The following is a 23,900-nucleotide window of genomic DNA, read 5'->3' on the forward strand; positions in this document are numbered from 1 at the left end:
GTTATAAGCACTGGCGCGAGGCAATTCACCCCGGCCCCTCAGGGATTTTCTCCCTAGACAGGCCCCTGTGGGTCGATCTCCTGCAATTTGCGATACAGAGTTTTACGATCAATACCCAGCGCTTTCGCCGTCAGTTCTTTTGCACGGTTTTTTCTTTCATAGACAAATTGCACGTACTTCTTTTCAAGTTCATGCAAAGGCTCGACCTCGTCACCAAAATGAAAGACAAAGGCGTTCTTTTTATCTTCTGTACTTAGGAACGCATCCTGCAATGCCGGCTCGTCAAACAAAGTGAAAGCCCCAACATCAATCTCAGTCCCCGACGAAAGAACCACAGCCCGCTCAATGGCATTTTCAAGTTCGCGCACATTTCCGCGCCAGCCTTGAGTCAGCAAAAACTCTTTAGCGGATTTTTTAAACCCCTGAACCTGGGTGCCATTGATGGCGTTGTACTTTTTCAGGAAATGCTCAGCCAAAGGCAAAATATCCTCACGACGATCCCGCAGCGGCGGAAGCTTTACCGGAATAACATTCAGACGGAAGTACAAGTCCTCGCGGAAACGTTTTTCCGCGACTTCCTGACGAAGATCCTTATGGGTCGCCACGATCACGCGCACATCCACCGAACGGGACTGATTTTCACCCACCCGTTTGATTTCACGCTCTTGCAACACGCGTAAAAGCTTGGCCTGCAAGGACAGATTCAAATCCCCGATTTCATCCAGGAACAATGTGCCGCCGTCGGCTTCTTCAAACAGACCGACTTTCTTTTCCACCGCGCCGGTGAAAGATCCCTTGGCATGACCGAACAATTCAGATTCCAGAAGATTTTCCGGAATGGCCGAACAGTTGATCGCCACAAAAGGTTTCTTGGCACGCGGACTCCAGTTGTGAATGGCTTTGGCAAAGACTTCTTTCCCCGTACCACTTTCACCAGTGATCGATACGGTCGAAGCACTCTTCGCCACCCGGCGCGCCAGATCCACGACTTTGCGAATGGCATCACTTTTTCCGATGATGCCGTCAGGATTCACACCTTTGCTGAAATCCAGAGTCTGACGAAGGTTTTCATTTTCTTCGTTCAGAGAATTAAATTTGAAAGCCCGTTGCGCAGAAATCAAAAGCTGAGGGAAATGAAGCGGTTTCACCACAAAGTCGTAAGCACCGGCATTGATGGCCTCCACCGCCGTGTCGACGTCATTGGAAACGGTGATCAAAATGATCGGAAGTGCCACGCCTTCATTGCGAGCGGCTTTGATAAAATCCAGGCCCGACATCAAGGGCAGATTCAAATCCGTGATGATGGCATCGGGAACCAGCTTTTTGGAAGTGATGGATTTCAAAGCCTCCAGAGGGTCTTCCATATGCAAAACCTGAATGCCTTTTTGACGGAAGTACGCTGTTGCCAGCTCTGCCAAATCCAAGTCATCTTCAATAAGCAGGATCGTTTTTTGAGAGTCCATTAAGCCCCCTTCTAAATACAGAAATAATCCAGCGGGGCATATATCCGCAACTTTTTTGTGGCTTTTTGCCACCTTTGGCCAAAAATATGACATCATAACCTATTTAAATCGTTTTAAGCAGTCTTATCTTAAGGCACCCCAGTTGCATTCATATTATAGCAACGGGCTTCTGGCCCCACGGCAAAACATCAAAAGGAGACATTATGTTACGCAAATCGGGCGTTTTTCTGACCTTAACCAGCTCTCTTATTTTGGGCGCTGGCTGCGCTTCAAACTCCGCCAAAACAGAGTCACCACAGTCTGCGGAAGCGACCGCCCCCGGCACTACTCACTATACGGTGGTGAACTTTCAGCCCGGCACCAACGAGCTTAGCAAGGAAGAACAAAGCAAAATTCATCAGCTTACCGAAGTCGCTGAACGGCATGGAGGTATCCAGGAGGTTCGCATTCTTGCATGGGCCGACCGGGAATATCCCTCGCCAGGCCAACATGTCCCCGCGGGAGATTCTAAACTTGCTGATGAACGAGCCGCGGCAGTTAAAGCTGTGCTGAAAAAAGATCTGCAGCAAATAGCTGTGATCGATGAGCACAACTCCAGCCTGCACCCAGCAGACACAGAATTAAACAATGCCAAAGCCTCGAAGGCTTTGGTGCTGATCACTTACAACACAACAACCCTCAACAAAGGAGAACACCATGAATAAGGATATCATTCAGGGCAAATGGAAAGAGATCAAAGGCGACCTGCACAAAGCCTGGGGTAACATCACCGACGATGAATGGGAAAAAACCAAGGGTGATGCCACTGCCATCGCAGGCATTCTGCAGCAAAAGTACGGCATGGCGAAAGACGAGGCTTCAGAAAAAGTCTCCACCGTCTTTGCCAAGTACGCCAGCAGCGCAAGAGAGAGTCTGGACAAACCAACTCCCCCTTCCCGCCGCCCGCAACAGTAACCAAATATTTTCGTTCGTCATTTGACCACGACAGATGACGGATAAGCGGCCACCCTTTCAAGCATTCTCCGAAGGGGTGGCCTTCCATCAAACACATTACACCGAAAGGAGCACATCATGATTGTCGCCATCATTCTGGGACTGCTGGTGGGAGCCATTGCCAAAGTACTTATGCCCGGACGAGACCCCGGAGGCTGGATTATCACCTGCATACTGGGCATCGCCGGATCTTTTGTCGCGCACTTTATTGGAACCCGCGCAGGTTACTATGCACCTTACGAGCCGGCAGGCTTTATTGCCTCGGTCTTTGGCTCAATGCTGATTCTGTTTGTCTATCGGCTGCTGGTTGGGAAAACCAGTCATTCATGAATACTGCTCCAACAGGGCGGTCACTTGCTGCTTTAGCTCCTGCACCACAGACTGCACCGCCTGACCATCCTCCGCAAGGCAAGCGGCCTCAAGCCTCTTGCCAAGTTCTGTGAGATCATTGAATTCGAAAGTCGCAGCATTGCCTTTGATCTGATGCCCCACTTTTTTTCCCAGCTCAAACAACTCCGGCCCCGTACTGATCCGCAAAAGGGATTCAAGCTCAGCATCGCGACGGCGCAGATATTTGACTTTTGATTCCACAGGCACAATCATCGCCGCCATATCAAACCTTGTGATTCAGATAGAAGTAGACTTCCTGCACCAGCAGTTCTCCAGACACCGGCTTGGTGATCTGGCCATTGCAGCCGGCCTCAAGACAGCTTTGCAGTTCTTCATGCAGGGCGTGCGCCGTCAGGGCAATCACATTGCGGGTGAAACCCTTTTGACGAATGCGCTTGGTGGCCTCGCGGCCATCAAATTTGGGAATCTGGATATCCATCAGAATCAGATCCGGATTATAACGGAAAGCCTGATCCACGGCCTTTTCACCGTCGTCCGCAATCATCACATCCGCTCCGGCACTGCGCAGGAAGTGTTCAAATATCTCCTGATTGTCCTCAGAATCCTCGACCAGCAGGATTCTTGATCCTGCCAGCAGATTTTTCAGATCCAAAGCACCCCAGTCAATCTCACGCTTGGGACCGTCTTCCAGAGCACTTTCCACTTTCACCACATTCTTTTCAGGACGCACATTGAAGGCTCGTTTTTCAAGATCCTTCAGTGGAATGCGCAGACAGAACGTGGAACCTTTTCCAATGGAGGATTCCTGCAGGAACAAATCCCCGCCCAGAAGTTCAGCCAGACGCTTGGAAAGAGCCAATCCCAATCCAGTGCCGCCATATTTGCGGGTAGTGGAAACATCAGCCTGAGAGAACGGCTTAAACAGCATTTCACGGCCTTTTTCGCTGATACCGACACCGCTGTCCTGCACCTGGAACTCCAGAAACTGATCGCCCTGATCATTGGCAACGGTTTTATAAAGCAGCTTCACGCCGCCTTTTTCCGTGAACTTGATGGCATTCCCTACGACGTTCACCAGAATCTGCTTCAGGCGCACATCATCAGTCACCACCATTGAAGGCACATTGCTGAGCTTCGCCGTGCTGAACTGGATCTTCTTGTCAGAAGCGCGCACTTCCATAATGGATTTGATTTCCTGAATCAGATTTTCCAAATTCACCTGGGCCATTTCAAAATGCAGCTTGCCGGCCTCCACTTTGGAAATATCCAGAATATCATCAATCAATCGCGCCAGCTCTTTGCCGTTGCGCTTGATGCTTTTCACAATCTGTTCTTTATCGCCGGATTCCAGATCATCATCTGCCAGAATCTCTGAATAACCCACGATCACACCCAGGGGTGTGCGGATCTCGTGGCTCATGTTGGCCAGGAACGAACTTTTCATAAAGTTCGCATCTTCCGCACGACGAAGCAAAATGGCCTTATCATAAGACATGGTGAATTGCCCCACCACGCGCTGAACCGCATAGGACTTCATCTCGGAATCCAGCAGGCTTTTGGGACCTTTCAGAATTATCAATACAGAGGTTTCCTTACCGGACTCATGCATGACCGTGCGAACCAGATAATAAGAGGACTGATCCAGGGTTTTTCGCACTTCCGGTGGTATCATGGCCAGGGCTTTTTGCATCGCCTCTGCAGCGCCTTGAGTGGCCAGCATCTCCTCGCCCAGATGCGTGTCAAATTCGCGGGGAACATCCAGGATATCAGGGAACACATTCAAAGCTTTCTGAAAACGCTTCTCATAAGGCCCCTTTTGCTCCCGCACGAAGACCACACAGTCCTCCACCTCAAAGACGCTTTCCATGTGCTTGCAGAATTTTTCAAACAAGGAACTGCCTTCGATCGCCGAAGACAAATCCGCCTTCACCGTGTTTAGCTGCCGGAACAATGCGATGTCTTCAGACTTGTTTTTTGAAAGCTGGGACAAGGAAGCCTTGTGACGCTCGCTGAATTTCAGGAACTGCTGGGTCGACCACAAAGCCAGGAAGATCACCGACAGCATCACCAGCGTCACGAACGCAAAAAGAATCGGAACATAGCGCTCGTACCAGTTAAAGAAATGCGGCAGCGGTTCAAAGTGAATGGTCCAGGTTTTGTCGAACACTTTGATTTCACGGCTGACGGAAATATCAGACAGCACCTTGGCTTCCGACTTGGAAGGGAAACGTTCATAGATCGGAATGGTTCGACCCATTTTCTGATCATAAATGGTGATCTTATAGTTGACCTTTTCATCATAGAACTGAGGCACACCAAAAGCCCCGTTAAAGAAGCGATTGATACGCACGACAGAGTAGACAAACCCCAGAAGCATGTTTTTGGGCTCAACCTCACCTGAAACATCGATGGTCTTGGTCACCGGCAGATAAATAAGGAAGCCTTTTTGGAATTCCTCCTGATCATCCTGCACCAGCACCACGGGATCAGATACTGCCATCAAATTTCCCAACAGAGCCTTGTCCATGGCCGACTGGCGGGTCAGATCAGAATACATATCAAAGCCCATGGCCTTTTTATTGCGCCAGTCCTGGGGCTGTATCAATGTGATTGAAGTATAGAGAGGGCGTTCCCCCTCGGGCCAGAATTTGAAATCAACAAATCCCTGATCACGCATGGCACGCTCAAGATTCGCGACTCCGTCTTTTTCAACTTTCTGGGCAAAGCCGATACCCTGCAAGCCCGGGAAACGTCGAAGCACCTGGGAAGAGTCCACATAGTCCTGATATTCTTTCGCCGTGGGAATTCCCGCCAGCTGGAAGAAGGCACGAGTGTCCATCAACGACTGACCATAGCCGAAGAACTCACGGTTTATCACCGCCTGAACACTTCCGATCTCTGATTCAAGGCGTGCACTCCATTCTTTTTCAAGATGCACCTTAACCATCCACCAGCTCAGAACGCTGACAGAGATGATAATCAACAGAACAAGAAAGACATTCCATTCATGTGACAGAACGAACAGCCGCTTTAGTCTTTTCACAAAAACCCTTCTCTCCCAGGATTAATGATTTATTCAGTCTTAATTCATTCTTAGGTGAAGACAGGCTTCATCGCAAGGAAAACACACCATTATTATTGTAGAAATGCAGAGGGGTTTTTCTCCGGCCATTCGGGTCATTTTGCCCCGAAAAACCAGCTAAATTCTGTCAGATGAAATATATGCGCCCTCACAGAGGGCCTATCGATTGCATTACTGAATTAACATGAGCGATGTAACGGCAAATAGCCCAGATCAACAGCTTCACTTGCGCTTTCATACCACAGAGCCCATGAACCTCTCCCAGGGTGGTCTCTATGGTGAGAAAGATCAGCTTGGCGATCTTCACTCCTATTATATAGGAGGCGGCATTTACGCTGTATCCATTCAAATACCCTTCCCTCCAGTGAGGGGGCCTGAGCAAGAGGCCCTCTCACCCCTCCTCCCGTCGGAGTCTCATTTTGAGAGGAAGGAACTTAACACTGTCAGTAATTTCTAGACACCTGTTCACGCACTTTTTCTGAGGAACCAATCTGCGCTGGGCTGAGGCTGGCTTCATGCTTGCTTATAGGGTTCTGCACAAGGGGGAACTTAAGAATGATGAACACACAAATCTTTATCACCGGCACCAACCGTATTCCTGCACAACTGAAAAACGAAAAGACCTTCGATTGCACACTGATCGACAATCCCTATTCGCTGCGCCCGGTTCTGCAAAACAACGATGCGGAAAAGATCATCGTTGTCTTCTTGCCTTTCCTGGAGGTCCGTCACTTTGACCTTTACAGCTATCTGCAAAAAACCACACGCAATGTGAAAACCTTCTTTGTGGTAAATGAACTCTCAAGTTCAATGAAAATCCGTCTGAAATCCCGCAATGACTTCGTGGTGCTGTGGAAGACCGAAGAAGCCAACCTGCTGAAAGACATCCAAGCCTATCTGAGCGGCCGTCAACTGGAGCTTCGGCAGGACAAACGCGAGACGCAGGAAAGCCGGGCCATGGTCAGCCCTTCTATGCTGCCACTGGGAACGGAAAACCGCGGCTTTCAGCCAATTATGGGAGGCGCCTTTGAGAACATTTCACTTAACGGCTCTTGCCTTAAGATTAAGGCTCCATTCTATACGAAGAAAGACTTTGTCAACCTCACCTACCAGAACAAAGAAGGCGAATATGTCAGCGTCGAAGGACAGGTCCGCTGGTCGCGCTGGAACGAGACTGAACAGGCTCAGGAACTGGGCGTTCAGTTTCTTACCCAAGCCTGACACTGACGCTATGCCTTGATAACACTGTCTGTTGCCTCCCCCTCTAAACTGTGCGTTGATTGAGAGGCGGAGGCCTTTATGAAATCGATGATTCTTGCTGTATTTGCAATTCTTATGTCACAGTCCGTATTTGCCAAAACCATCCAGGTCAACGGCCGTGGATCAGAGTATTCTTACTGCAATGCCAACAGCGGCAGCTTCTGTTTTAACAACATCAAACAGCGCTCCGAAAATGAAGCCGAACGTGATGCCCGCTGGACTTGCGAGATGACTCATCGCGGACGCTCCCTGACATACACCACCTTCACCAACACCTTTTGCAGCCCCAACTATCTGCCACCCCGACATGATGGCACCTGGATCAATTGTCGCAGTGATGCACGCATGCAGTGCGAGGTTCAAAATTAAATGTCCGACAATATTTTCAGCAAAGCTCCAGATGTGATGTACTCCGAACCTGCTGTTGAGTGCAATTTTGACGAATTCTCCAAGGTCGTCGAAAGCCGTCGTTCCGTGCGCCACTACACCAACGAACCAATTCCGGATGCGGTCGTCGAAGACTGTCTGCGCCTGGGACTGCTCGCACCCAATTCGTCCAATCTTCAACCGTGGGAGTTTTACTGGGTGAAAAGCCCCGATAAGCTTCAGCGTCTGAAGGAGCTCTGCCTGAACCAGCCAGCAGCCCGCACCGCACCGACGCTGATTGCCTGTGTGGCACGACCAGATCAATGGCAGCGTGGCCAAAAGATCAATCAGATCTATTTTGCCAACCGGCACGACACACCAAAGAGTGTTCACGCTTATTACAATAAGCTGGTGCCCTTCGTATACGGCAATGGTCCGCTGCACATTCTGGCGCCGTTCAAAACTCTCGCCGTCTTTATCCTTGGAATGTTTCGGGTGATACCGCGTGGACCTTTTGGTCGCAGCGGTAATTTGCTATGGGCCACCAAGACCACAGCATTAGCCTGCGAAAACCTTATGCTGGCTTTTCGCGCCGCCGGCTACGACAGTTGCCCGATGGAAGGTTTTGATGAGGTCCGTGTAAAAAAACTGCTGAATCTTCCGTCTGGAGCCGCCGTCACGATGATTATCAGCGCGGGCAAAAGATCTGAAAAAGGCATCTATGCTGAACGTATTCGTGGCAGCCAGGATTTATTTATCAAGAAAGTGTAGGACGTATGCTGAATTCATTTAAAAACAAACCTCAAGCTGTACACTGGTTTTTTCTGATTCTGCTGCTGGCAGCATTTCTTTTCATCAATATTCCATTTCTTATGCCTCTGACGCTGGCGGGAGTTTTTGCGCTGGGCTTGAATGACTGGATTGAAAAACTCAGCGCCAAAGGCCGACTGGGAAGAAAGTCCTGGTCGTTGATCTTTATGCTTCTGGGAATGTGTTTGTTCCTGATTCCGTTGTCCCTAGCCATTTACCGTATTGTGGTTTACGCCAGCCAGCCCAAAAATATTGAAACAGACCAGATTCTTTCTCAGGCCCACAATCTGAAAAACTACGCGATAAACATGCTGCAAAAACTTTCAGACCTTACCGGCACAGATCTGGCCGGACCAGCCCGTGAAGTGATGGAAAACGTTCTGCACAAAGTTGGAAGTGTCGCCATTGAATACTCCACCCAGTTCCTGGGACAACTTCCGGCGATTCTGCTTTTGATCTTTGTGTTTTTGATCGCCATGACAGTGATGCTGATCAAAGCTCCGGGCATCAAAGACTTCACTTTGCGCTATAGCCCTTTGAAATCTGAAACGACTGAAAAACTGATCGTGATCACCAAAAAAAGCTGCTGGGTCACTTTGTTTTCCACTCTGGTCATCGGCCTGATTCAGGCCAGTCTTATTGGCGCTGGCAGTCTGATTTTTGGCGAAGGCGATTTCTGGCTTGTTCTGACGGTCACATTCTTCGTGTCCTTCATTCCGGTGATTGGCGCAGCCCCGGTGGGTTACCTGCTTTGTGTGCTGGCCTTTATCGGTGACCGCACGGGTTCCGCCATCGGTCTATTCATAGTTGCCACCATCGCGGGCAGCATTGATAACATCCTGAAGCCATTTATCGTCGGTGGAGATCAGGACATCTCGCCGGTGATTGGATTCACCTGTGTGGTGGGAGCCATTATCATGATGGGCCTGCCAGGTTTGCTGATCGGACCGGTGATCATGAATCTCTTCGTCGGCATTTCGCCGATCCTGCTGAAAGAGACATAAAAAAAAGCCTCCCGGTGGGAGGCTTTTTTGTTTTTTACAGTCTTCTGATGACTGACTTGAAGAAATCATTTCCTTTGTCATCGACGATGATAAAGGCAGGGAAGTCCTTCACTTCGATCTTCCACACCGACTCCATGCCCAATTCCGGGAAATCGAGCACTTCCACCTTCGTGATGCACTCTTTACCCAGACGAGCCGCCGGACCACCGATGGATCCCAGATAGAAGCCCCCGTACTGTTTGCACGCCTCTGTGACCTGTGGGCTGCGGTTTCCCTTACCCAGCATGATCATCGAGCCCCCCAGAGCCTGGAAGGTGCCCACATAAGGATCCATACGTTCACTGGTCGTCGGACCGAAGGAGCCGGAAGCGTAGCCTTTCGGGGTCTTCGCCGGGCCCGCGTAATATACTGCATAATCCTTAAAGTACTGAGGCACACCTTCGCCGCGATCCACTTTTTCTTTCAGCTTTGCATGGGCAATATCGCGTGCCACGATCATCGGACCGTTTAGCATCACACGCGTTGCCACTTTTTGCTGGGAAAGAACTTTCAGTGTCTCTGCCATTGGTTTATTCAGATCAATTTCAATCGCTTCGGCACCTGCGTCCTGCAAATGATTTGGCAGGTACTGTTCCGGGTGAAGCTCTAACTGCTCAAGGAAGATACCATCACGGGTGATCTTGCCTTTGATGTTACGGTCGGCAGAACAGCTGACACCCACACCAATCGGGCAACTTGCCCCGTGACGAGGCAGACGAATCACGCGCACATCGTGCACGAAGTACTTGCCGCCAAACTGAGCACCAATACCGGTTTCACGAGCCCATTGCTCGACTTGCTTTTCCATTTCCAGATCACGATAGGCGCGCCCACCCTCGCTGCCTGTCGTTGGCAAACCATCCAGATAACCCGCAGAAGCGTACTTGACGATCTTCAGAGTTTCCTCTGCAGACGTTCCGCCCACGCAGAATGCCAGGTGATACGGAGGGCACGCCGCTGTTCCCAGAGAATTCAGCGTTTCGCGCACGAACTTTTCAAAGCCCTCGGGATTCAAAACCGCTTTTGTTTTCTGATACAGATAGGATTTATTCGCACTGCCGCCGCCTTTGGCCAGGAACAGGAAATTGTATTCCTCACCCTGCTCGGAATAAATGTCGATCTGCGCTGGCAGATTGCTGCCGGTGTTTTTTTCTTCAAAGAAAGAAATCGGCGCCATCTGCGAGAAACGCAGGTTGCGCTTTTGGTAAGTGTTGAAAATCCCTTTGGACAGGAATTCCTTGTCATCAGCACCGGTGAAGACGCGCTCGCCTTTTTTACCGATCACAATCGCTGTTCCTGTGTCCTGGCAGGATGGGAACTCCATTTGTGCCGCGATCACCGCATTGCGCAGCAAATCCACCGCCACGAAGCGGTCATTGGGTGATGCTTCAGGGTCCTGCAGAATTTTTTCAAGCTTCTCAAGGTGTTTTGGGCGCAACAGGTGCGACACATCGCTCAATGCCTCTTGAGCAAGCAGCTCAAGAGCTTCAGGTTCGACAATCAGAACCTCTCGCTCGCCGACTTTTTCCACGCGCACGTGATCGGAGGAGATTTTTTTGTATTGAGTGGTATCTTTTTGCTTTTCGTAGAGGGGGAAGTATTTAAATGACATGGTATTGAAAGTAGCATTGCGTCGTGTTCGCGCGCAAGCCCCGGTAGGCTGTGTTAGGTGGGCTATTTGGGTGGGACTTTGTGAGCCGCGATTGCGGCGTTTTTCTTGGGACCGGGTCTCTCTTTCGCTGGGAGAGTGGTCAGGAACCTACCGAGGTTAGAAGGTTTCGTTTGGAACGTCTCCTTCTGAAACACAACATATCGCCCTGGACCTATAAGCACAAAGTCATAATTTTTACCGCTTCCATAAGTTTTGCTTATGGGAAACTCAGGGGTCCCATTAAACAGATTTGAGAGTTTTCATCGTGAAGTTTTTGCAGCGTCCCACAGAGGAGAGAAAATAAAATCCCACTCTGGAACCAGTTTCCCGGCTCCCTAACACAATCTTGAAGTAACTTCGGAGCAAACGAAGGCTCTTTAGATTGCAAAGTGGCTCATTTTCCTTTAGCTTCCTCGAAATTTTACCGGAGGTTCCATGGCATTATTACTGGTCAGCGCCTGTCTGTTCGCGGTTATCTTCTTGTACTTCAAGAACAACCCGCTTGGACATTCACGCAAGTTCATGATTCGTCGTTTCGTTAACTGGTTCCCTCTTGGTATGACGTATGCCTTCTTGTACATGGCACGTTACAACCTGAACGTTTCCAAAAATGCCCTGGGCGACCTGATGACCAAAGAACAATTTGGTATCATCTTCGCGGCCGGCACAATCACCTACGGTTTCTCTTTCCTTCTGAATGGTCCTATCGTTGATAAAATCGGCGGCAAAAAAGGGATCATCATCGCTGCTTTGGGCTCTTCCATCATGAACTTGCTGATGGCCGGCGCGACTTATCTGTTCCTGATGGGCACCTTGAAAACAAACATGGTTGTTGCATACTCCGTATTGTTCGCCCTGAACATGTTCTTCCAGTCCTACGGTGCGGTTTCCATCATCAAAGTTAAAGCTTACTGGTTCCACGTGCGTGAGCGCGGTGTCTTCGGCGCAATCTTCGGCACTTTGATTTCCTTCGGGGTTTACTTTGCATTCGACTGGGGTCAGGCAATCGTTGAGGCTTCCAAGCTGCAACTGGGGCATGAGCCAACAGCGTTCCAAAGCTTCATCCGTCACATCTTCGCTATCGACACGGGCGTTACCAACGCCACTTGGCTGGTGTTTGCGATCCCGGCTTTCCTGTTGCTGGTCTGGGCTTTGATCGACTTCGTTCTTTTGAAGGACTCTCCGGCTGAAGCAAACTTCGGTGACTTTGACACGGCGGATGCTTCCTCTGACTACGATGATTCCAACGTTAAAATCACCATCGGCTTCATGCTGAAAAAGATCTTCACCAATCCGGTGATGATCACTATCGCTCTGGTGGATTTCACCTCCGGCGTTCTGCGTAACGGTATCATGCAGTGGTATCTGGTATTCGCGCACGAAATGAAAGACAAAGACGCTGTGTTCTTTGAAGGCTCTCAGTTCTTCATCAAAAACTGGGGTCTGTTGCTTTGTATGACTGGTATCTTCGGTGGCTTCATGGCCGGGATCGTTTCTGACCGCTTCTTCCAGTCCCGTCGCGGTCCTCCAGCGGCGATCAACAACTTCATCATGATCATCCTTTTGATCATCATGGCATTCAGCTTGTTCTCCAATCCAACGGTATTGGGTCTGGCTGCAATCATGATCACGCTGACTGTTATCGGCGTCCACTCTTTGATGTCCGGCACGGCTGCGGCAGACTTCGGTGGCAAGAAAATGACGGCAACTGCTTCCGGTATCGTGGATGGTTGCGTGTACCTGGGCTCTGGTATTCAGTCCCTGGCAATCGGCTACCTGTCTCACAAGAGCTGGGCTTACTGGCCGTTGTTCCTGATTCCGTTTGCAGTTATGGGGCTTTTGCTTTCCCTGCGCATGTGGAATGAACTTCCAAAAGCGACCAAGAAATACATCGAAGAGATCGAAAAGGCGGAAGAAAAGGCTCAGAAACTTGGCACCACGACAGTGGGCAACTCTGACCCGGCACCGACCACATAGAACCTCTCTGGTTCGATTTAAAAAGCCTGCCATACCCGGCAGGCTTTTTTCGTTTTAAGCCCTGTCATCTGCCACACTGATTCCCGACAAGCACTAAGCCGAGTTCTTTATTGCATCAATTCTTCACGGCACAATAACGACTGGGAGGTTCTATGAGAATCATCTGGGCTTTGGATGCTTTTGAAGACAACAAAGAACTCAACCAGCGCATGGCGGACTACCTGACTCACCTGCACCAGACACTGCAGGCGGAAATTGAACCCTTGTACCTTTTGCGTGAAAACGAAATCGTACTGCCAACCTATGAAGTCCCGGCCTGGGTCACAGATCATTCCAAGACCGCCGAATCACTCTTTAAAGAGGTTCTGAGCGACTACAACCTTCCCTTCCTGCTGGAACCCAAAGTCATTCCCCACGCCTCACAGTCGCACGCTGGAGCAGCAGAAACCCTGTCCCATTACGCCCTGCGCACCGGAACCAACCTGATCGTCGTCGGCAGCCATGGGCGCGAAGGATTCCAGCGCTTTATTCTGGGAAGTTTCGCCGAAAGCTTGCTTCTTCAAAGTGAAGTCCCGGTCTGCGTGGTGGGGGCCCACACCACCAAAACCCGCTCTCCGAAGAACATTCTATTCCCGACCGAGTTTGGTGAACATTCCAAGGACAACTTCCGTCACGTTCTGGAATTGGCCAAGAGCCTGAAGTCCGGCGTAACCCTGCTGCATGCAATTGCACGCCCGATCGAAAGCCTTTTTGATCTGGACACACGCCCGCGCATTTACAATTTTAAAGGTCAGATGCTGACGCTGGAACAAATTATCGAGCACACCATTGAAGAACAATCCCATCGCGCCCAGCACTGGGTCGACTGGGCCCACAAGGAAGGCGTGGAAGCACAATTTATTATTGATAACTCGTTCCGTGGCGTGGATGAACTCGTGATGGAAGCTATCGACAGCACCGAAGCAGATCTGGTGGTGATGGAAGCCCAAAGCGGTCCGATGAGCGCCGCGATCTTGGGCAGCTATACCCGCAACGTCGTCCGCAAGGCCCATTGCCCGGTCTACGTGCTGACCCGCCACTTCTATGACAAGAAAGAGGACCGCTTTGTTGAACCGTCCCCTTAGTTGCGCACCTGGGACGGGCGCATGGACTCTGGAAGTTTCTTATAAATATTATTCAAATGAGTTTTCAACGTCGCCTTGGAAATGAAAAGCTTCTCGGCGATGTTTGAGTTGGTCATCCCCTGCAGTACCATCTGCATAATACGGATTTCACTCTTGGTCAGACCCTTTTCACGGAAGTAGGCTTCCTGCTTCTGGAATTTTTCTTCGCTTTCATCCAGCGGATAAAGCATGGTGGTGATCTTATCACCGTCGTTCACGATCAAGGCATCCACCTTGTGACCTTCAATTTCAGTGGCCTTGAAGAGCTTCATGCCTTCAGAGATGGCGGAACATTCCTCGATCTTCTTATACAGAGTCATGCACGTCTTGGAGCACTGCTGACCCAGCATATCGCCACAAGTGCGAATACTGTTTTCATTCTGATAAAGAACTCGCTTGTCCTGATCCTTCACGCACAAACCCAGCTTGGTACCCAGATTTGCAAAGTGCTTTAAATCATTCTGGCCGTCCACACGCCACCTCCGTCCATGTCATCGTCGCCGAAAGCTGTTCTGCAAAACATGATGCCCATCATAGGACCCAAAATAATTAAAGAGCTCACGCCTTGAGGCGGCCCCACAAAGCCTATTAACACTCGTAACTTCATATACTTAGCAGCCTTATTAACTCGCTTTTAAAATGTGAGGTCAGAGGCCACGACATGCATTGCGCGCAGCGATGAACGACCGGTACTTTGCCAACATATTGGATCCCCAAATGCTCATTCGGCGATCCTATTCTTCGAAATTACGCAGCGTAACTCAAAAATTTCATTCACAAAGTTAGTAGAAAAATTTAAAAACACCTCGCAGAAAACACGTATTTCAACATAAACATAATAAAAAGCTCTCATTTCTACCATTTTTTGATTACGGTAGAGCAATACTTCTATTGTTTAGGGGTATAGGATCAGAATAAGACGATAGTTTTAATTTTATGTTAAAGACCGGTAAAGATGTACCTCTAGGGAGGACGTCGGTACTGCTAAATGATACTTGCCGAACTAGTATTGAATTATAAACCCTCTTGGCCGAATATGAACCTGAGCCAAGTTTATAACCTCAAAAAGGAGGAATTTATGGGTGCAGCTCCACAAACTCACACAAGTCCTGAAAAGAAGTACATGCTGAAAATCCCCGTCCAGAAACGCTCCAAAGAGACGGTGGCCAGCATTGTAGAATCCTGCGCACGCCTTCTGGTTCAAGAGCCCTACCACGCTATCACTACTGACAAGATCGCCGAAATGGCGGGCGTCAGCATCGGGTCTCTATATCAGTTCTTTGCCAACAAAGAAGCCATTGTGGCTGCGGTGATTGACGATCTTCTGCAGAAAGATCTGGCATATATTGAAGAGAAACTGGCTCATCTTCAAACGCCGGACCTGGACGCCAAGATCCACGCCTTCATCGACATCGGCTTCACACGCTTCCACGACAACCGCCCGCTAAGAACCGCCCTGCAAGGCGTTCAAGGCATGCTGGACTACTGGGAAACACGCCGTGTGTTCTTTGAACACTACCAAAAAGCGGTTTTGGCACACATGCCGGTTTACCAGGGACGCGACCGTGACATGATGGCTCTTTTTGTCGTCAGCTGCTTTAACAACATCCTTCAGTTGGGATTGTTGGGACCGCAAACTGTCGAGCGCGAAGAAGCGATCAAAAAAGAAGTCTTCACTCTGTTCAGCAGATACCTGAAGCCTTAAGAAATTACTTGCGTCCTCCGAGCCTCCCCGTATTCTTTATGAAAGCAGGGAGGCTTTTTTTTATGCTCAAAAAGATCAAAACCAGTTTCACCGACACCATGGGCATCAACTATCCCATCATCGCCGCCCCGATGTTTCTGGTCAGCAACACCGACATCGTCGTTGAAGCCAGCGAGGCTGGCGGAATCGGCACCTTCCCTGCCCTGAACTACCGCCCGATCGAACAATACGCTGAAGCCCTGAAAAACATCAAAAGCCGCACCAAGAAACCCATTGGCGTAAATGTCATTGTGAACAAAAGCAACACCCGCCAAAGAGAAGACATCAAAGTGGCTTTGGATCACGGCGTGGAAATGTTCATCACCTCCCTGGGAAGCCCCAAATCTGTGATCCAGGACGCCCACAAAAATGGCGCCAAGGTTTTTTGCGATGTCACGAATCTGGAGCACGCCCTGAAAGTTCAGGACATGGGCGCTGACGGCGTGATTGCTGTGGGTGCGGGTGCTGGCGGACACGCCGGACCGATTTCTCCGTTGGTTTTGATTCCGTGGCTGAAAACCCGCCTGCAGATCCCCATCATTGCTGCCGGCGGCATTGCCCACGGTTCGATGATCTCAGCCTGCCTTGCACTGGGCGCCTCCGGCGTCAGCGTGGGAACACGATTCATCGCCAGTCGCGAAGCCCAGGTGGATCAGTCCTATAAAGACGCCATCGTGAACTCGACACCGGAGGATATCGTGATGACCACACGAGTGTCCGGCACGCCGGCTGCAGTGATCAACACCCCTTACGTGCAGAAAATGGGAACTGACCTGCCGTGGGCGATGAAAATCCTAAAGGACTACAAACTGACAAAGAAGTACATGGTGCCTTTGATTCATCTGATGGGAATGAAATCCCTGGAGGCAGCGGCCACCAAACCCACTTGGAAAACCGTATGGACTGCCGGGCAGTCTGTGGGCCTGGTGGAGGAGATTCTGACGGTGAAAGAGATCTACGCCAAACTCATCAACGAATATGACGAGAGTGTAAAAAGCCTTTCCCAGTTAGGCCTTGATTGATCTGTTTCTGACGGAAAGTGTGAGCTCATAAGTCATGATGGGCTCTGTTTCACTGACTGAAGGAACGATCGCATAACCCTTCATTTTTCTTTCGATGCGGTTTGGATTGGTTTTGGACTCTTCAATCAAAGAGTTTACCATTTCAACCTCGTCGCAGATAAAGTGCACATCACCATCACCGCGCTTCAAATAGTCGCCCTTGAAATCCTTGAATACAAAGTCAATCTTCTGCTTGCTTTCCGCAATGGCAAACACCGCCGCCGCCGCGATGGAAAGCTCTGCACCAATTCCCAATGCACCAAAATACATCGAATTCAGATGATTCTTCGTGCGATATCCCAGCGGGATTTTGATCACGAAGCGCTTTTTACCCGCCTCAACCACGCGCGGACTGACAAACAAAACCAAAGGAATTTTGAAAAGACCATAAAGATGAACGAACAGTGTGTATTTGAGATTTTTCATATTCATTCATCAATAGTAGGACTCACGCCCAGAGATGGACCAGCGTTTTTCACTCACGCCTCGACCTTTTGACAAAACGCACCATCAGGAGTGTAATGAAATCAGACAGGAGCTCCGTGAATTTCCCTTCCTTCATGTTCTCATTCCCTCCTTCTCACGGGACTCCTGCCCCGTTTATTGACCCCTTGACTATTCGCCTTTAAAGGAGAGGATAGAAACAGCAAGGGGTTCTTTTTTATATGGAACAAGCTCCACCCAAAACCAAGTTTCTGGATCGCTGGACTCCACGAGTGTTTCGTGAGGCGAAGCAGATTTTTCGCGAAAGCGGATTAAAGGGCGTGATTCGCCGTTATGGCTGGAAATTCTTTGCCGTGTTTTTTGCTTACTATCTGATTCGCGATGTTACTTTGTACATCATTCTGCCATGGTATCTGGCAAAAAACCTGCTGTAAGGATATTTACAGATCAATCCCCAACAGAAAGCTTCCGACCAGAGCCACAAAGACCGTTAGCGCCATGATCGCAAGCCCTTTGTCCTTTTGCTTCAGGAACAGGATGGCGGTCATCAACACGCGCACCAGCGGCAGACACACCAACACCACCAGACCAAACTGAGCGATCAACAATGCACGGTCATTCATCACCAGGGCCCATTGAATATTTTCAACAAAAGGGCGCGGTTCGTATGCGCTGAAAGACTGAAGCTCAGAACCGTTACGCAACAACATCCACAACCAGCCTGTCAGCAGGAAAATCCCTGCAAACAAAACGCCGCCACGAAGGATCTGACTGATAGTCAGCTCAAGGTCATGCAAGGACTCTTTTTCCGGTGTTTGTGGAGTCGGCGTCACTTCAACCCCTTGATGATCATCTGAATGGACACGATACTCAGCACCACCACAAAGATCTGCCGAATTCTTACCGCAGGAATCTTCACCATGGCTTTAGCGCCGACAAAAGATCCCACGATGATTCCGACAGCCACAGGGGCTGCGATTTCAGGACGGATATCTCCGCGCAGAAGATAAGCCCCGGCACTGGCAGAGGCCGTCACACCAATCATAAAATTCGAAGTCGCACTGGAAACCTTGATCGGCAGCTTCATCGCCCCATCCATGGCCAGAACCTTGAAGATCCCGCTGCCAATCCCCAGAAGCGCCGACATCACACCCGCACCAAACATGGCAAACAACCCCAGGGGGACGTTCTGCACTTTGTATTCAACCAGACGGTTGTCACTTTCAGGATAGATACCATCAAGCTTTAGCTTTTCCGCCCAAGGATGATTGACCGTGGCAATGTGTTCGCCGCGTTTACGCAGCATCATCAATGCCGAGAAAAACAAGAAGGTTCCAAACAACAGAAACAAGAATTGAGCCTTGATATAGGAAGAAATCAAAAAGCCGACGATCGCGCCACTGACTGTTCCGACTTCCAGAAACACAGCCAGTCGCAGATTGGTCAAAGAATCTTTCAGGTAGCTGGCAGCAGCACCAGAGGACGTGGCCACAATCGAAATCAGACTGGCGGCAATCGCGTAACGAATATCAACGTGATATACGAGAGTCAAAACCGGCACCACAATAATCCCGCCACCGAGCCCCAGAAGGGCCCCGAGGAATCCGGCGGCCATGGAAGTGATCAGCAGCAGCAGCTCAAACATTGCGTCTGCTTACTTTGCACACTCGTAAAGTTTTACCAGACGAGCCCCGAAATAAGTGTCTTTCTTTGTGAACTGCCAAGGTGGATAAGGCAGGAAAACAGCTTCCGCACACTGACCTGGCTGAGCCACCGCCCATTGACGGTCTTCGGAAGACGCTGTGAAGATTTCGTTTGTTTTAGTGTCCTTAATACCGATAGCGAAAGAGAACACCTGGGATGTGATATTTCCTTCAGCGCGCGTGACAAGTGCCACAGGAATTTCAACACGCTCAACACTGGTGATTTCACCAATCACAGTTTTAGAGAAGATCACACTGTAGTTAGCGAGCACCGCCCACAGGATCAAACCAAGAACCACCAAACCAATAACAAACTTCGTAAACTTCCAAATTGTTGCCATATCCATGGCTTATCGGTAAGTTTTAAACACGTCAACAAAAAGGACCCCCCGTGTTTTCCAAACAAGAAAAGCTCCTTCTCGCGATCCTGGCTTCCATTCAGTTCAGTTCCATCGTGGACTTCATGATCATGATGCCGCTGGGGCCTCAGTTGATGCGCATGTTTGCGATCAATCCGCATCAGTTCGGACTCCTCGTGTCATCGTACACCTTCTTTGCGGGCCTGAGCGGCTTTGCCGCCTCTTTCTTTCTGGACAAGTTTGATCGCAAGGCCTGTCTGCTGTTCTTCTTCGTCGGATTCTCGGTGGGGACCGTGGCCTGCGGTCTTGCGCCGAACTATGAGACGCTGCTCTTGGCCCGTGGATTGACGGGCGTCTTTGGTGGCGTGCTGGGTTCTTTGGTTCTTTCCATTGTCAGTGATGCGATTTCTTACGAGCGTCGTGGCAGCGCCATGGGCGTGATCATGACTTCGTTTTCCATGGCGTCCATTCTGGGTGTTCCCTTCAGCTTGTTCCTGGCGAACCAGTTCAACTGGCACGCTCCGTTTATCTTCCTGGGATGCACCTCCCTGGTCCTTTGCGTGGTGATCTGGTTCAAAGTTCCATCCATGAGCAAACACCTTGAGGGCGGCGTTAACAAAGAACCGATGTGGAACACCATCAGCCGCATCGCCAACAACAAAAACCAGCGCCGTGGCTTGTATTTCATGTCTTCTGTGATGTTCGGCCACTTTGCCATCATCCCCTTTCTGTCCCCGTCACTGGTGGCCAACGCAGGCCTCAGTGAAGCTCAGCTGCCGCTGATGTACATGATCGGCGGGGCCTTTACGATCTTCAGCTCCCCGTTCATTGGTCGTTTGGCGGATCGCTATGGCAAACACAAGGTCTTCCTGTGGGGCGCCTTGGTGACGCTGATTCCTTACTGGGTGATCACCAATCTGGGACCAAGTCCACTTTGGGTGGTGCTGGCGATCTGTGCCTTTTTCTTTGTGGTTTCCGGCGGTCGCATGATTCCGGCAACAGCCCTGGTTTCAGGAACCGCCCGACCACAAAACCGCGGAAGCTTCATGAGCATCGTCAGCTGCGTACAGCAGTTGTCGTCAGCGGTTTCCAGTTACATCGGCGGATTGATTGTCACAACCGGAGCCAATGGACGCCTGGAGCATTACCCGGTGGTGGGCTATATCGCCATCGGCTTCACCTTTGTGGCGATCTTCCTGTCCCGCCGTATTGAAGCGGTTGAAGGCGGCGGCCCGGCTCCGGCAGAGCACGTGGCAGAACCGGTCGTTTAAAACATTATTTTACTTTTTGGCGCAGGGATTTGGTTTCAGAATGCTTGCGCTTGGTATCCAGGCGTTTGCGCACAGAGCTGCGGGACGGCTTGGTGGCCACTCGTTTTTTGGGAACAAAGAGGGCTTTTCTTAAAAGTGCATGCAGACGCGCAATGCACTCGGAACGGTTCTGATCCTGATCCCGATGCACATCACTGCGAATCAGAATATCCCCGTCTTCGGTCAACTGCGCAGCAAGCTTGGCCTGCAGGCGCAGTTTTAATTGTTCGCTGATCACCTGGGAGCTCATCAGATTCCAACGCAGAATCGCCGCCGAATTGGTGCGATTGACGTTCTGCCCCCCGGGTCCTCGGGACCTGGCATAGGTGAAGTCAAGTTCTGCAAAAGGAATCTGAATATCGATCATGCCTTGGCGCTTTCAAAATCGGCCTGTCCTTCGCCGATCTTCACATCGTTCAGGTAGACTTCGTAATCAATCGGAGAGGCTTTCACAACCATCGCGCTAACACCACAGTACTTGGTCATGGACAAAACCACAGCCTTCATCAGCTGTTCGTTCTTCATTTCACCTTTTACGAGGAATTTCAGTTTTACGCGGTCGAAAATGGACGGATAACCCGCGGTGGTATCGGTGTCTGCGTCCACATTGCAGGACTGAAGCCCGACTCTCATTTTCTGCAGGATGGAAACCACGTCCATCCCGGTGCAGCCGCAGATACTGGCCAAAAGCAGTTCTTTCGGGGACGGCCCTTGGTCCTTGCCACCATCGCTGCGTGAGTCCATAGCGACCTTGTGGTCACGAATCTGCGACTCGAAGCCAATGCCTCCAACCCACTTCGTTTGACACGCCATATGACCCATTAAAACCTCCTGCAATGCACTTGGGAAGTAGCCTACCGTCCATAACGCCAGAAGTAAAGGCCCCCATTGCGCGGCAAAGGTTTGCAATGACCTTCCATTGGGAGGTACAATAACGAGGTTAGGAGTACCCTTATGATTGCAATGATTGCTACAGCCATAATTGGAATTGTCGCCGGTGGTGGTTTGGGCTGGGCCTTGCACAAATTCTTCAGAGCACGCACTTTGCGTCTGGCTCGCGAAGAGGCCCAGGATATTTTGGACGAAGCCAATGAAGTCATCGAACTTCGCAACCTGGAGGAAAAAGAGCGCATCCAGGAAATCGAAATGGAATTGTGGACCAAGGTGGAACCCGAGATGCTGAAGTCCGAAGGACGCATCGAGGATCTGCAGGAAGTCGCCAACGAGAAAAAAGCCAAAGCCGACGCCATCGTTCAGGAAGAAAAAAAGAAACTTCAGGATCGCGAAGCCGACGTCAAGGTTCAGGAGCAGGCCCTGCGTGGTCAGGAATCTGAGCTTGGTAAAATCAAAGACGCCCAGAAAGCTCTGAACCAGGAACTGGTACAGAAGCTGACTGAGCGCCTGGGCACTTCCGCTGAAGAGTTCAAAACCCAGCTGAAAAACCAGATGGAAGAGGAATCCCGCCGTCGTGCTGCCCGCATGATCCAGGAAACCGAAGCCGACACCAAAGAACACGCTGAATCAGAAGCCAAGCGCATCTTAAGCCTGGTGATTGACCGTTTCGCCCGCCCTTACTGCGCTGAGCGCGGTATTGGTGCGGTGAACTTCCCGGATGCACATATTCGCAAGCTCTTCTGTGATCCGGCTGGCAACAACATCAAGGCCGTTCAGGATGCGTGTGGTTGCGACATCATCGTGGAAGAAGGCATGGACATGGTCGGAGTTGCCGGTTTTGATCCTGTTCGCCGCGAACTGACCCGTCGCACCCTGGAGCGCATCTTCAAGGAAAAGAAAAACATCAATCCTGACTTCATCAGAAAAATTGCTGAGAATCAGAAGAAAGAACTTTTCAAAAACATCAAACACGATGGCGATTCTTTGGCTAAAGAATTGAAGCTGGAAGGTTTGAACGCCGAGATCCGTCAGATGATGGGTTCTTTGCGCTATCGTTACTCCTTCACTCAGAATCAGTATTTCCACTGTGGTGAAGTCGGCTGGCTGGCGGGCCTGATGGCCGCTGAGCTGGGTATTGATATCAAGAAAGCACGCCGTGTGGGCATGCTTCACGATATCGGTAAATCCATGGACCATACCGTCGAGGGCGGACACGCCGTGATTGGTGCTGACTTTATCGCGGCTCGCGGTGAAGCCGCTGACGTGGTTCATGCCGTGAAAGCCCACCACTTTGACGAACAACCAAGCACAGATCATGCATTCCTGGTGATCGCGGCCGATGCGGTGTCTGGCGCTCGTCCGGGCGCTCGTCGCTCGACAATTGAGTCCTACAATCAGAAGGTCTCTGAACTGCAGGACATTGCTCGCAGCTTCCCAGGCGTAACTGACTGCTTCGTATTAAGTGGTGGTCGCGAATGTCGAGTGATGGTGAATGGCAAAAAAGTGGATGACACTCAAGCCATGGATTTGTCGCGTAAAATTGCGGCGCGCATCGAAGAAGAATGCAATTACCCAGGATCAATTAAAGTGGTCGTGGTGCGCGAAACTGTTGTCACTGAACAAACAAGGAAAGAACTCGCATAAGCAATGTGAGTTCTTTCTGTCTTTAGACAGACCTTCTATTAAAATCCCTTCATGCTAGTTCTTTTAGAAGATTCTCCGATCTACTTCGGTTTCAATTACTGAAGTAGCGACACACAGGGAGAATATTCATGGTCTTAGAAACTAATCTCGAAAAACAACGCACACCTCGCGTTCTGGTGATCGACGATAGCTTGGATTCTGTGAAACTCATGTCACACATCCTTGATCACTACAAATGCGATGTCACGATGGCTTTCGACGGTCAAGATTCCATCCCACTTCTTGCGAACAGACATTTTGATTTGGTGATTTTGGACTGGCAAATGCCACAAATGGGCGGTCGTGACACTTTACTTTTGATGGATCGTCTTTTGACAGAAAGAAAGGTTCACAAGATCCGTCGGCCCATCCCGGTGGTGATTTACACCGGTCACAGCGAAGAAGAACTGGATCTGCCACTGGTGAGAAACTTCACCTATATGGGCTTTATCAACAAGCGCCAGGCATTCAGTTCCATGATGAGATCATTTAATTTTATTTTGCGTTCTATCTAAGGCAACTTAGGAACGCATGCAACGGGGC

The 23,900-nt window shown here is 50.2% G+C and carries 26 protein-coding genes; 15 read left to right on the forward strand and 11 right to left on the reverse strand.

From position 1 onward, the window contains the following. Positions 1–53: 53 nt before the first annotated feature. Positions 54–1,463 carry a sigma-54-dependent transcriptional regulator gene (locus ACNQKP_RS15165; protein ID WP_417865683.1) on the reverse strand — a complete coding sequence of 470 codons (1,410 nt, stop codon included), beginning with the start codon at positions 1,461–1,463 and terminating at the stop codon, positions 54–56. A 203-nt stretch (positions 1,464–1,666) separates the two neighbouring features. On the opposite strand from ACNQKP_RS15165, the gene ACNQKP_RS15170 reads away from it, so the two are divergent. The 3 genes from ACNQKP_RS15170 (at position 1,667) to ACNQKP_RS15180 (ending at position 2,786) form a co-directional block, all read left to right on the forward strand. Then, positions 1,667–2,167 (forward strand): hypothetical protein, encoded by a 501-nt coding sequence (locus ACNQKP_RS15170; protein ID WP_417865685.1) that lies wholly within the window; start codon positions 1,667–1,669, stop codon positions 2,165–2,167. Beyond that, the gene (locus ACNQKP_RS15175) at positions 2,160–2,417 is read left to right on the forward strand and encodes a CsbD family protein (RefSeq protein ID WP_417865687.1); all 258 of its coding nucleotides are present in this window, start codon (positions 2,160–2,162) and stop codon (positions 2,415–2,417) included. Before ACNQKP_RS15170 ends, ACNQKP_RS15175 begins: the two co-directional genes overlap by 8 nt. A gap of 117 nt (positions 2,418–2,534) precedes the next feature. Next, positions 2,535–2,786, forward strand: a complete 252-nt coding sequence (locus ACNQKP_RS15180) for a GlsB/YeaQ/YmgE family stress response membrane protein (protein WP_417865689.1) — start codon at positions 2,535–2,537, stop codon at positions 2,784–2,786. On the opposite strand, the gene ACNQKP_RS15185 is transcribed toward ACNQKP_RS15180, so the two are convergent. Continuing rightward, complete coding sequence (locus ACNQKP_RS15185; protein ID WP_417865691.1) at positions 2,781–3,068, reverse strand: Hpt domain-containing protein; 288 nt, start codon at positions 3,066–3,068, stop codon at positions 2,781–2,783. The two genes, ACNQKP_RS15180 and ACNQKP_RS15185, sit on opposite strands and share 6 nt — an antisense overlap. 1 nt (position 3,069) lies before the next feature. Continuing rightward, the gene (locus tag ACNQKP_RS15190) at positions 3,070–5,850 is read right to left on the reverse strand and encodes a CHASE domain-containing protein (RefSeq protein WP_417865693.1); all 2,781 of its coding nucleotides are present in this window, start codon (positions 5,848–5,850) and stop codon (positions 3,070–3,072) included. 594 nt (positions 5,851–6,444) lie between these two features. On the opposite strand from ACNQKP_RS15190, the gene ACNQKP_RS15195 reads away from it, so the two are divergent. The 4 genes from ACNQKP_RS15195 to ACNQKP_RS15210 all read left to right on the forward strand — a co-directional run bounded on the left by ACNQKP_RS15195 (position 6,445) and on the right by ACNQKP_RS15210 (position 9,329). Beyond that, positions 6,445–7,110, forward strand: coding sequence for a PilZ domain-containing protein (locus tag ACNQKP_RS15195; protein WP_417865695.1), 666 nt, complete (start codon positions 6,445–6,447; stop codon positions 7,108–7,110). Between the two features lie 78 nt (positions 7,111–7,188). Beyond that, entirely contained in the window at positions 7,189–7,518 is a 330-nt protein-coding gene (locus tag ACNQKP_RS15200; protein WP_417865697.1) for a hypothetical protein, read from the forward strand. Continuing rightward, on the forward strand, positions 7,519–8,286 hold the full coding sequence (locus ACNQKP_RS15205) for a nitroreductase family protein (protein WP_417865699.1): 768 nt from the start codon (positions 7,519–7,521) through the stop codon (positions 8,284–8,286). It begins immediately after the preceding gene. 5 nt (positions 8,287–8,291) lie between these two features. Further along, a complete protein-coding gene (locus tag ACNQKP_RS15210; RefSeq protein ID WP_417865701.1) occupies positions 8,292–9,329 on the forward strand; it encodes an AI-2E family transporter in 1,038 nt (345 codons plus the stop codon). 34 nt (positions 9,330–9,363) lie between these two features. On the opposite strand, the gene ACNQKP_RS15215 is transcribed toward ACNQKP_RS15210, so the two are convergent. Continuing rightward, the gene (locus ACNQKP_RS15215; protein WP_417865703.1) at positions 9,364–10,980 is read right to left on the reverse strand and encodes a fumarate hydratase; all 1,617 of its coding nucleotides are present in this window, start codon (positions 10,978–10,980) and stop codon (positions 9,364–9,366) included. Positions 10,981–11,454: 474 nt separating this feature from the next. Between ACNQKP_RS15215 and ACNQKP_RS15220 the strand changes: the two genes are divergently transcribed. Beyond that, positions 11,455–12,996, forward strand: coding sequence for an MFS transporter (locus ACNQKP_RS15220; RefSeq protein ID WP_417865705.1), 1,542 nt, complete (start codon positions 11,455–11,457; stop codon positions 12,994–12,996). 152 nt (positions 12,997–13,148) lie between these two features. Next, positions 13,149–14,120, forward strand: a complete 972-nt coding sequence (locus tag ACNQKP_RS15225) for a universal stress protein (RefSeq protein WP_417865707.1) — start codon at positions 13,149–13,151, stop codon at positions 14,118–14,120. On the opposite strand, the gene ACNQKP_RS15230 is transcribed toward ACNQKP_RS15225, so the two are convergent. Continuing rightward, positions 14,117–14,632, reverse strand: a complete 516-nt coding sequence (locus ACNQKP_RS15230; RefSeq protein ID WP_417865709.1) for a LuxR C-terminal-related transcriptional regulator — start codon at positions 14,630–14,632, stop codon at positions 14,117–14,119. The two genes, ACNQKP_RS15225 and ACNQKP_RS15230, sit on opposite strands and share 4 nt — an antisense overlap. Positions 14,633–15,237: 605 nt before the next feature. Between ACNQKP_RS15230 and ACNQKP_RS15235 the strand changes: the two genes are divergently transcribed. Together ACNQKP_RS15235 and ACNQKP_RS15240 are read left to right on the forward strand one after the other, a co-directional pair. Further along, complete coding sequence (locus tag ACNQKP_RS15235) at positions 15,238–15,864, forward strand: TetR/AcrR family transcriptional regulator (RefSeq protein WP_011164596.1); 627 nt, start codon at positions 15,238–15,240, stop codon at positions 15,862–15,864. 62 nt (positions 15,865–15,926) lie between these two features. Beyond that, complete coding sequence (locus tag ACNQKP_RS15240; RefSeq protein ID WP_417865711.1) at positions 15,927–16,925, forward strand: NAD(P)H-dependent flavin oxidoreductase; 999 nt, start codon at positions 15,927–15,929, stop codon at positions 16,923–16,925. Here the strand turns inward: ACNQKP_RS15240 and ACNQKP_RS15245 are convergent. Beyond that, entirely contained in the window at positions 16,911–17,390 is a 480-nt protein-coding gene (locus ACNQKP_RS15245) for a DUF4442 domain-containing protein (protein ID WP_417865713.1), read from the reverse strand. The two genes, ACNQKP_RS15240 and ACNQKP_RS15245, sit on opposite strands and share 15 nt — an antisense overlap. 239 nt (positions 17,391–17,629) lie before the next feature. Here ACNQKP_RS15245 and ACNQKP_RS15250 point away from each other — a divergent pair, with 239 nt between their 5' ends. Continuing rightward, positions 17,630–17,842: a hypothetical protein gene (locus ACNQKP_RS15250; protein WP_417865715.1), complete on the forward strand. Its 213-nt coding sequence runs from the start codon at positions 17,630–17,632 to the stop codon at positions 17,840–17,842. A 6-nt stretch (positions 17,843–17,848) separates the two neighbouring features. Here ACNQKP_RS15250 and ACNQKP_RS15255 read toward each other — a convergent pair whose 3' ends face one another. The 3 genes from ACNQKP_RS15255 to ACNQKP_RS15265 are packed head-to-tail and all read right to left on the reverse strand — an operon-like array spanning position 17,849 to position 19,452. Then, positions 17,849–18,241 carry a DUF1634 domain-containing protein gene (locus tag ACNQKP_RS15255; protein WP_417865717.1) on the reverse strand — a complete coding sequence of 131 codons (393 nt, stop codon included), beginning with the start codon at positions 18,239–18,241 and terminating at the stop codon, positions 17,849–17,851. Beyond that, complete coding sequence (locus ACNQKP_RS15260; protein WP_417865719.1) at positions 18,238–19,053, reverse strand: sulfite exporter TauE/SafE family protein; 816 nt, start codon at positions 19,051–19,053, stop codon at positions 18,238–18,240. The genes ACNQKP_RS15255 and ACNQKP_RS15260 overlap by 4 nt, the downstream gene beginning before the upstream one ends. A gap of 9 nt (positions 19,054–19,062) precedes the next feature. Next, complete coding sequence (locus ACNQKP_RS15265) at positions 19,063–19,452, reverse strand: hypothetical protein (protein ID WP_417865721.1); 390 nt, start codon at positions 19,450–19,452, stop codon at positions 19,063–19,065. A gap of 50 nt (positions 19,453–19,502) precedes the next feature. On the opposite strand from ACNQKP_RS15265, the gene ACNQKP_RS15270 reads away from it, so the two are divergent. Then, entirely contained in the window at positions 19,503–20,741 is a 1,239-nt protein-coding gene (locus tag ACNQKP_RS15270) for an MFS transporter (RefSeq protein ID WP_417865723.1), read from the forward strand. Positions 20,742–20,745: 4 nt separating this feature from the next. On the opposite strand, the gene arfB is transcribed toward ACNQKP_RS15270, so the two are convergent. Together arfB and ACNQKP_RS15280 are read right to left on the reverse strand one after the other, a co-directional pair. Further along, positions 20,746–21,147: an alternative ribosome rescue aminoacyl-tRNA hydrolase ArfB gene (gene arfB, locus ACNQKP_RS15275; protein WP_417865725.1), complete on the reverse strand. Its 402-nt coding sequence runs from the start codon at positions 21,145–21,147 to the stop codon at positions 20,746–20,748. Further along, a complete protein-coding gene (locus tag ACNQKP_RS15280; RefSeq protein ID WP_417865727.1) occupies positions 21,144–21,593 on the reverse strand; it encodes an OsmC family protein in 450 nt (149 codons plus the stop codon). Before ACNQKP_RS15280 ends, arfB begins: the two co-directional genes overlap by 4 nt. Positions 21,594–21,734: 141 nt before the next feature. On the opposite strand from ACNQKP_RS15280, the gene ACNQKP_RS15285 reads away from it, so the two are divergent. Together ACNQKP_RS15285 and ACNQKP_RS15290 are read left to right on the forward strand one after the other, a co-directional pair. Beyond that, positions 21,735–23,318 carry an Rnase Y domain-containing protein gene (locus tag ACNQKP_RS15285; RefSeq protein WP_417865729.1) on the forward strand — a complete coding sequence of 528 codons (1,584 nt, stop codon included), beginning with the start codon at positions 21,735–21,737 and terminating at the stop codon, positions 23,316–23,318. Positions 23,319–23,446: 128 nt separating this feature from the next. Beyond that, the gene (locus ACNQKP_RS15290) at positions 23,447–23,872 is read left to right on the forward strand and encodes a response regulator (RefSeq protein WP_011164606.1); all 426 of its coding nucleotides are present in this window, start codon (positions 23,447–23,449) and stop codon (positions 23,870–23,872) included. Positions 23,873–23,900: the final 28 nt, after the last annotated feature.

Source organism: Bdellovibrio bacteriovorus, assembly GCF_048286975.1.
Lineage (GTDB): Bacteria > Bdellovibrionota > Bdellovibrionia > Bdellovibrionales > Bdellovibrionaceae > Bdellovibrio > Bdellovibrio bacteriovorus_H.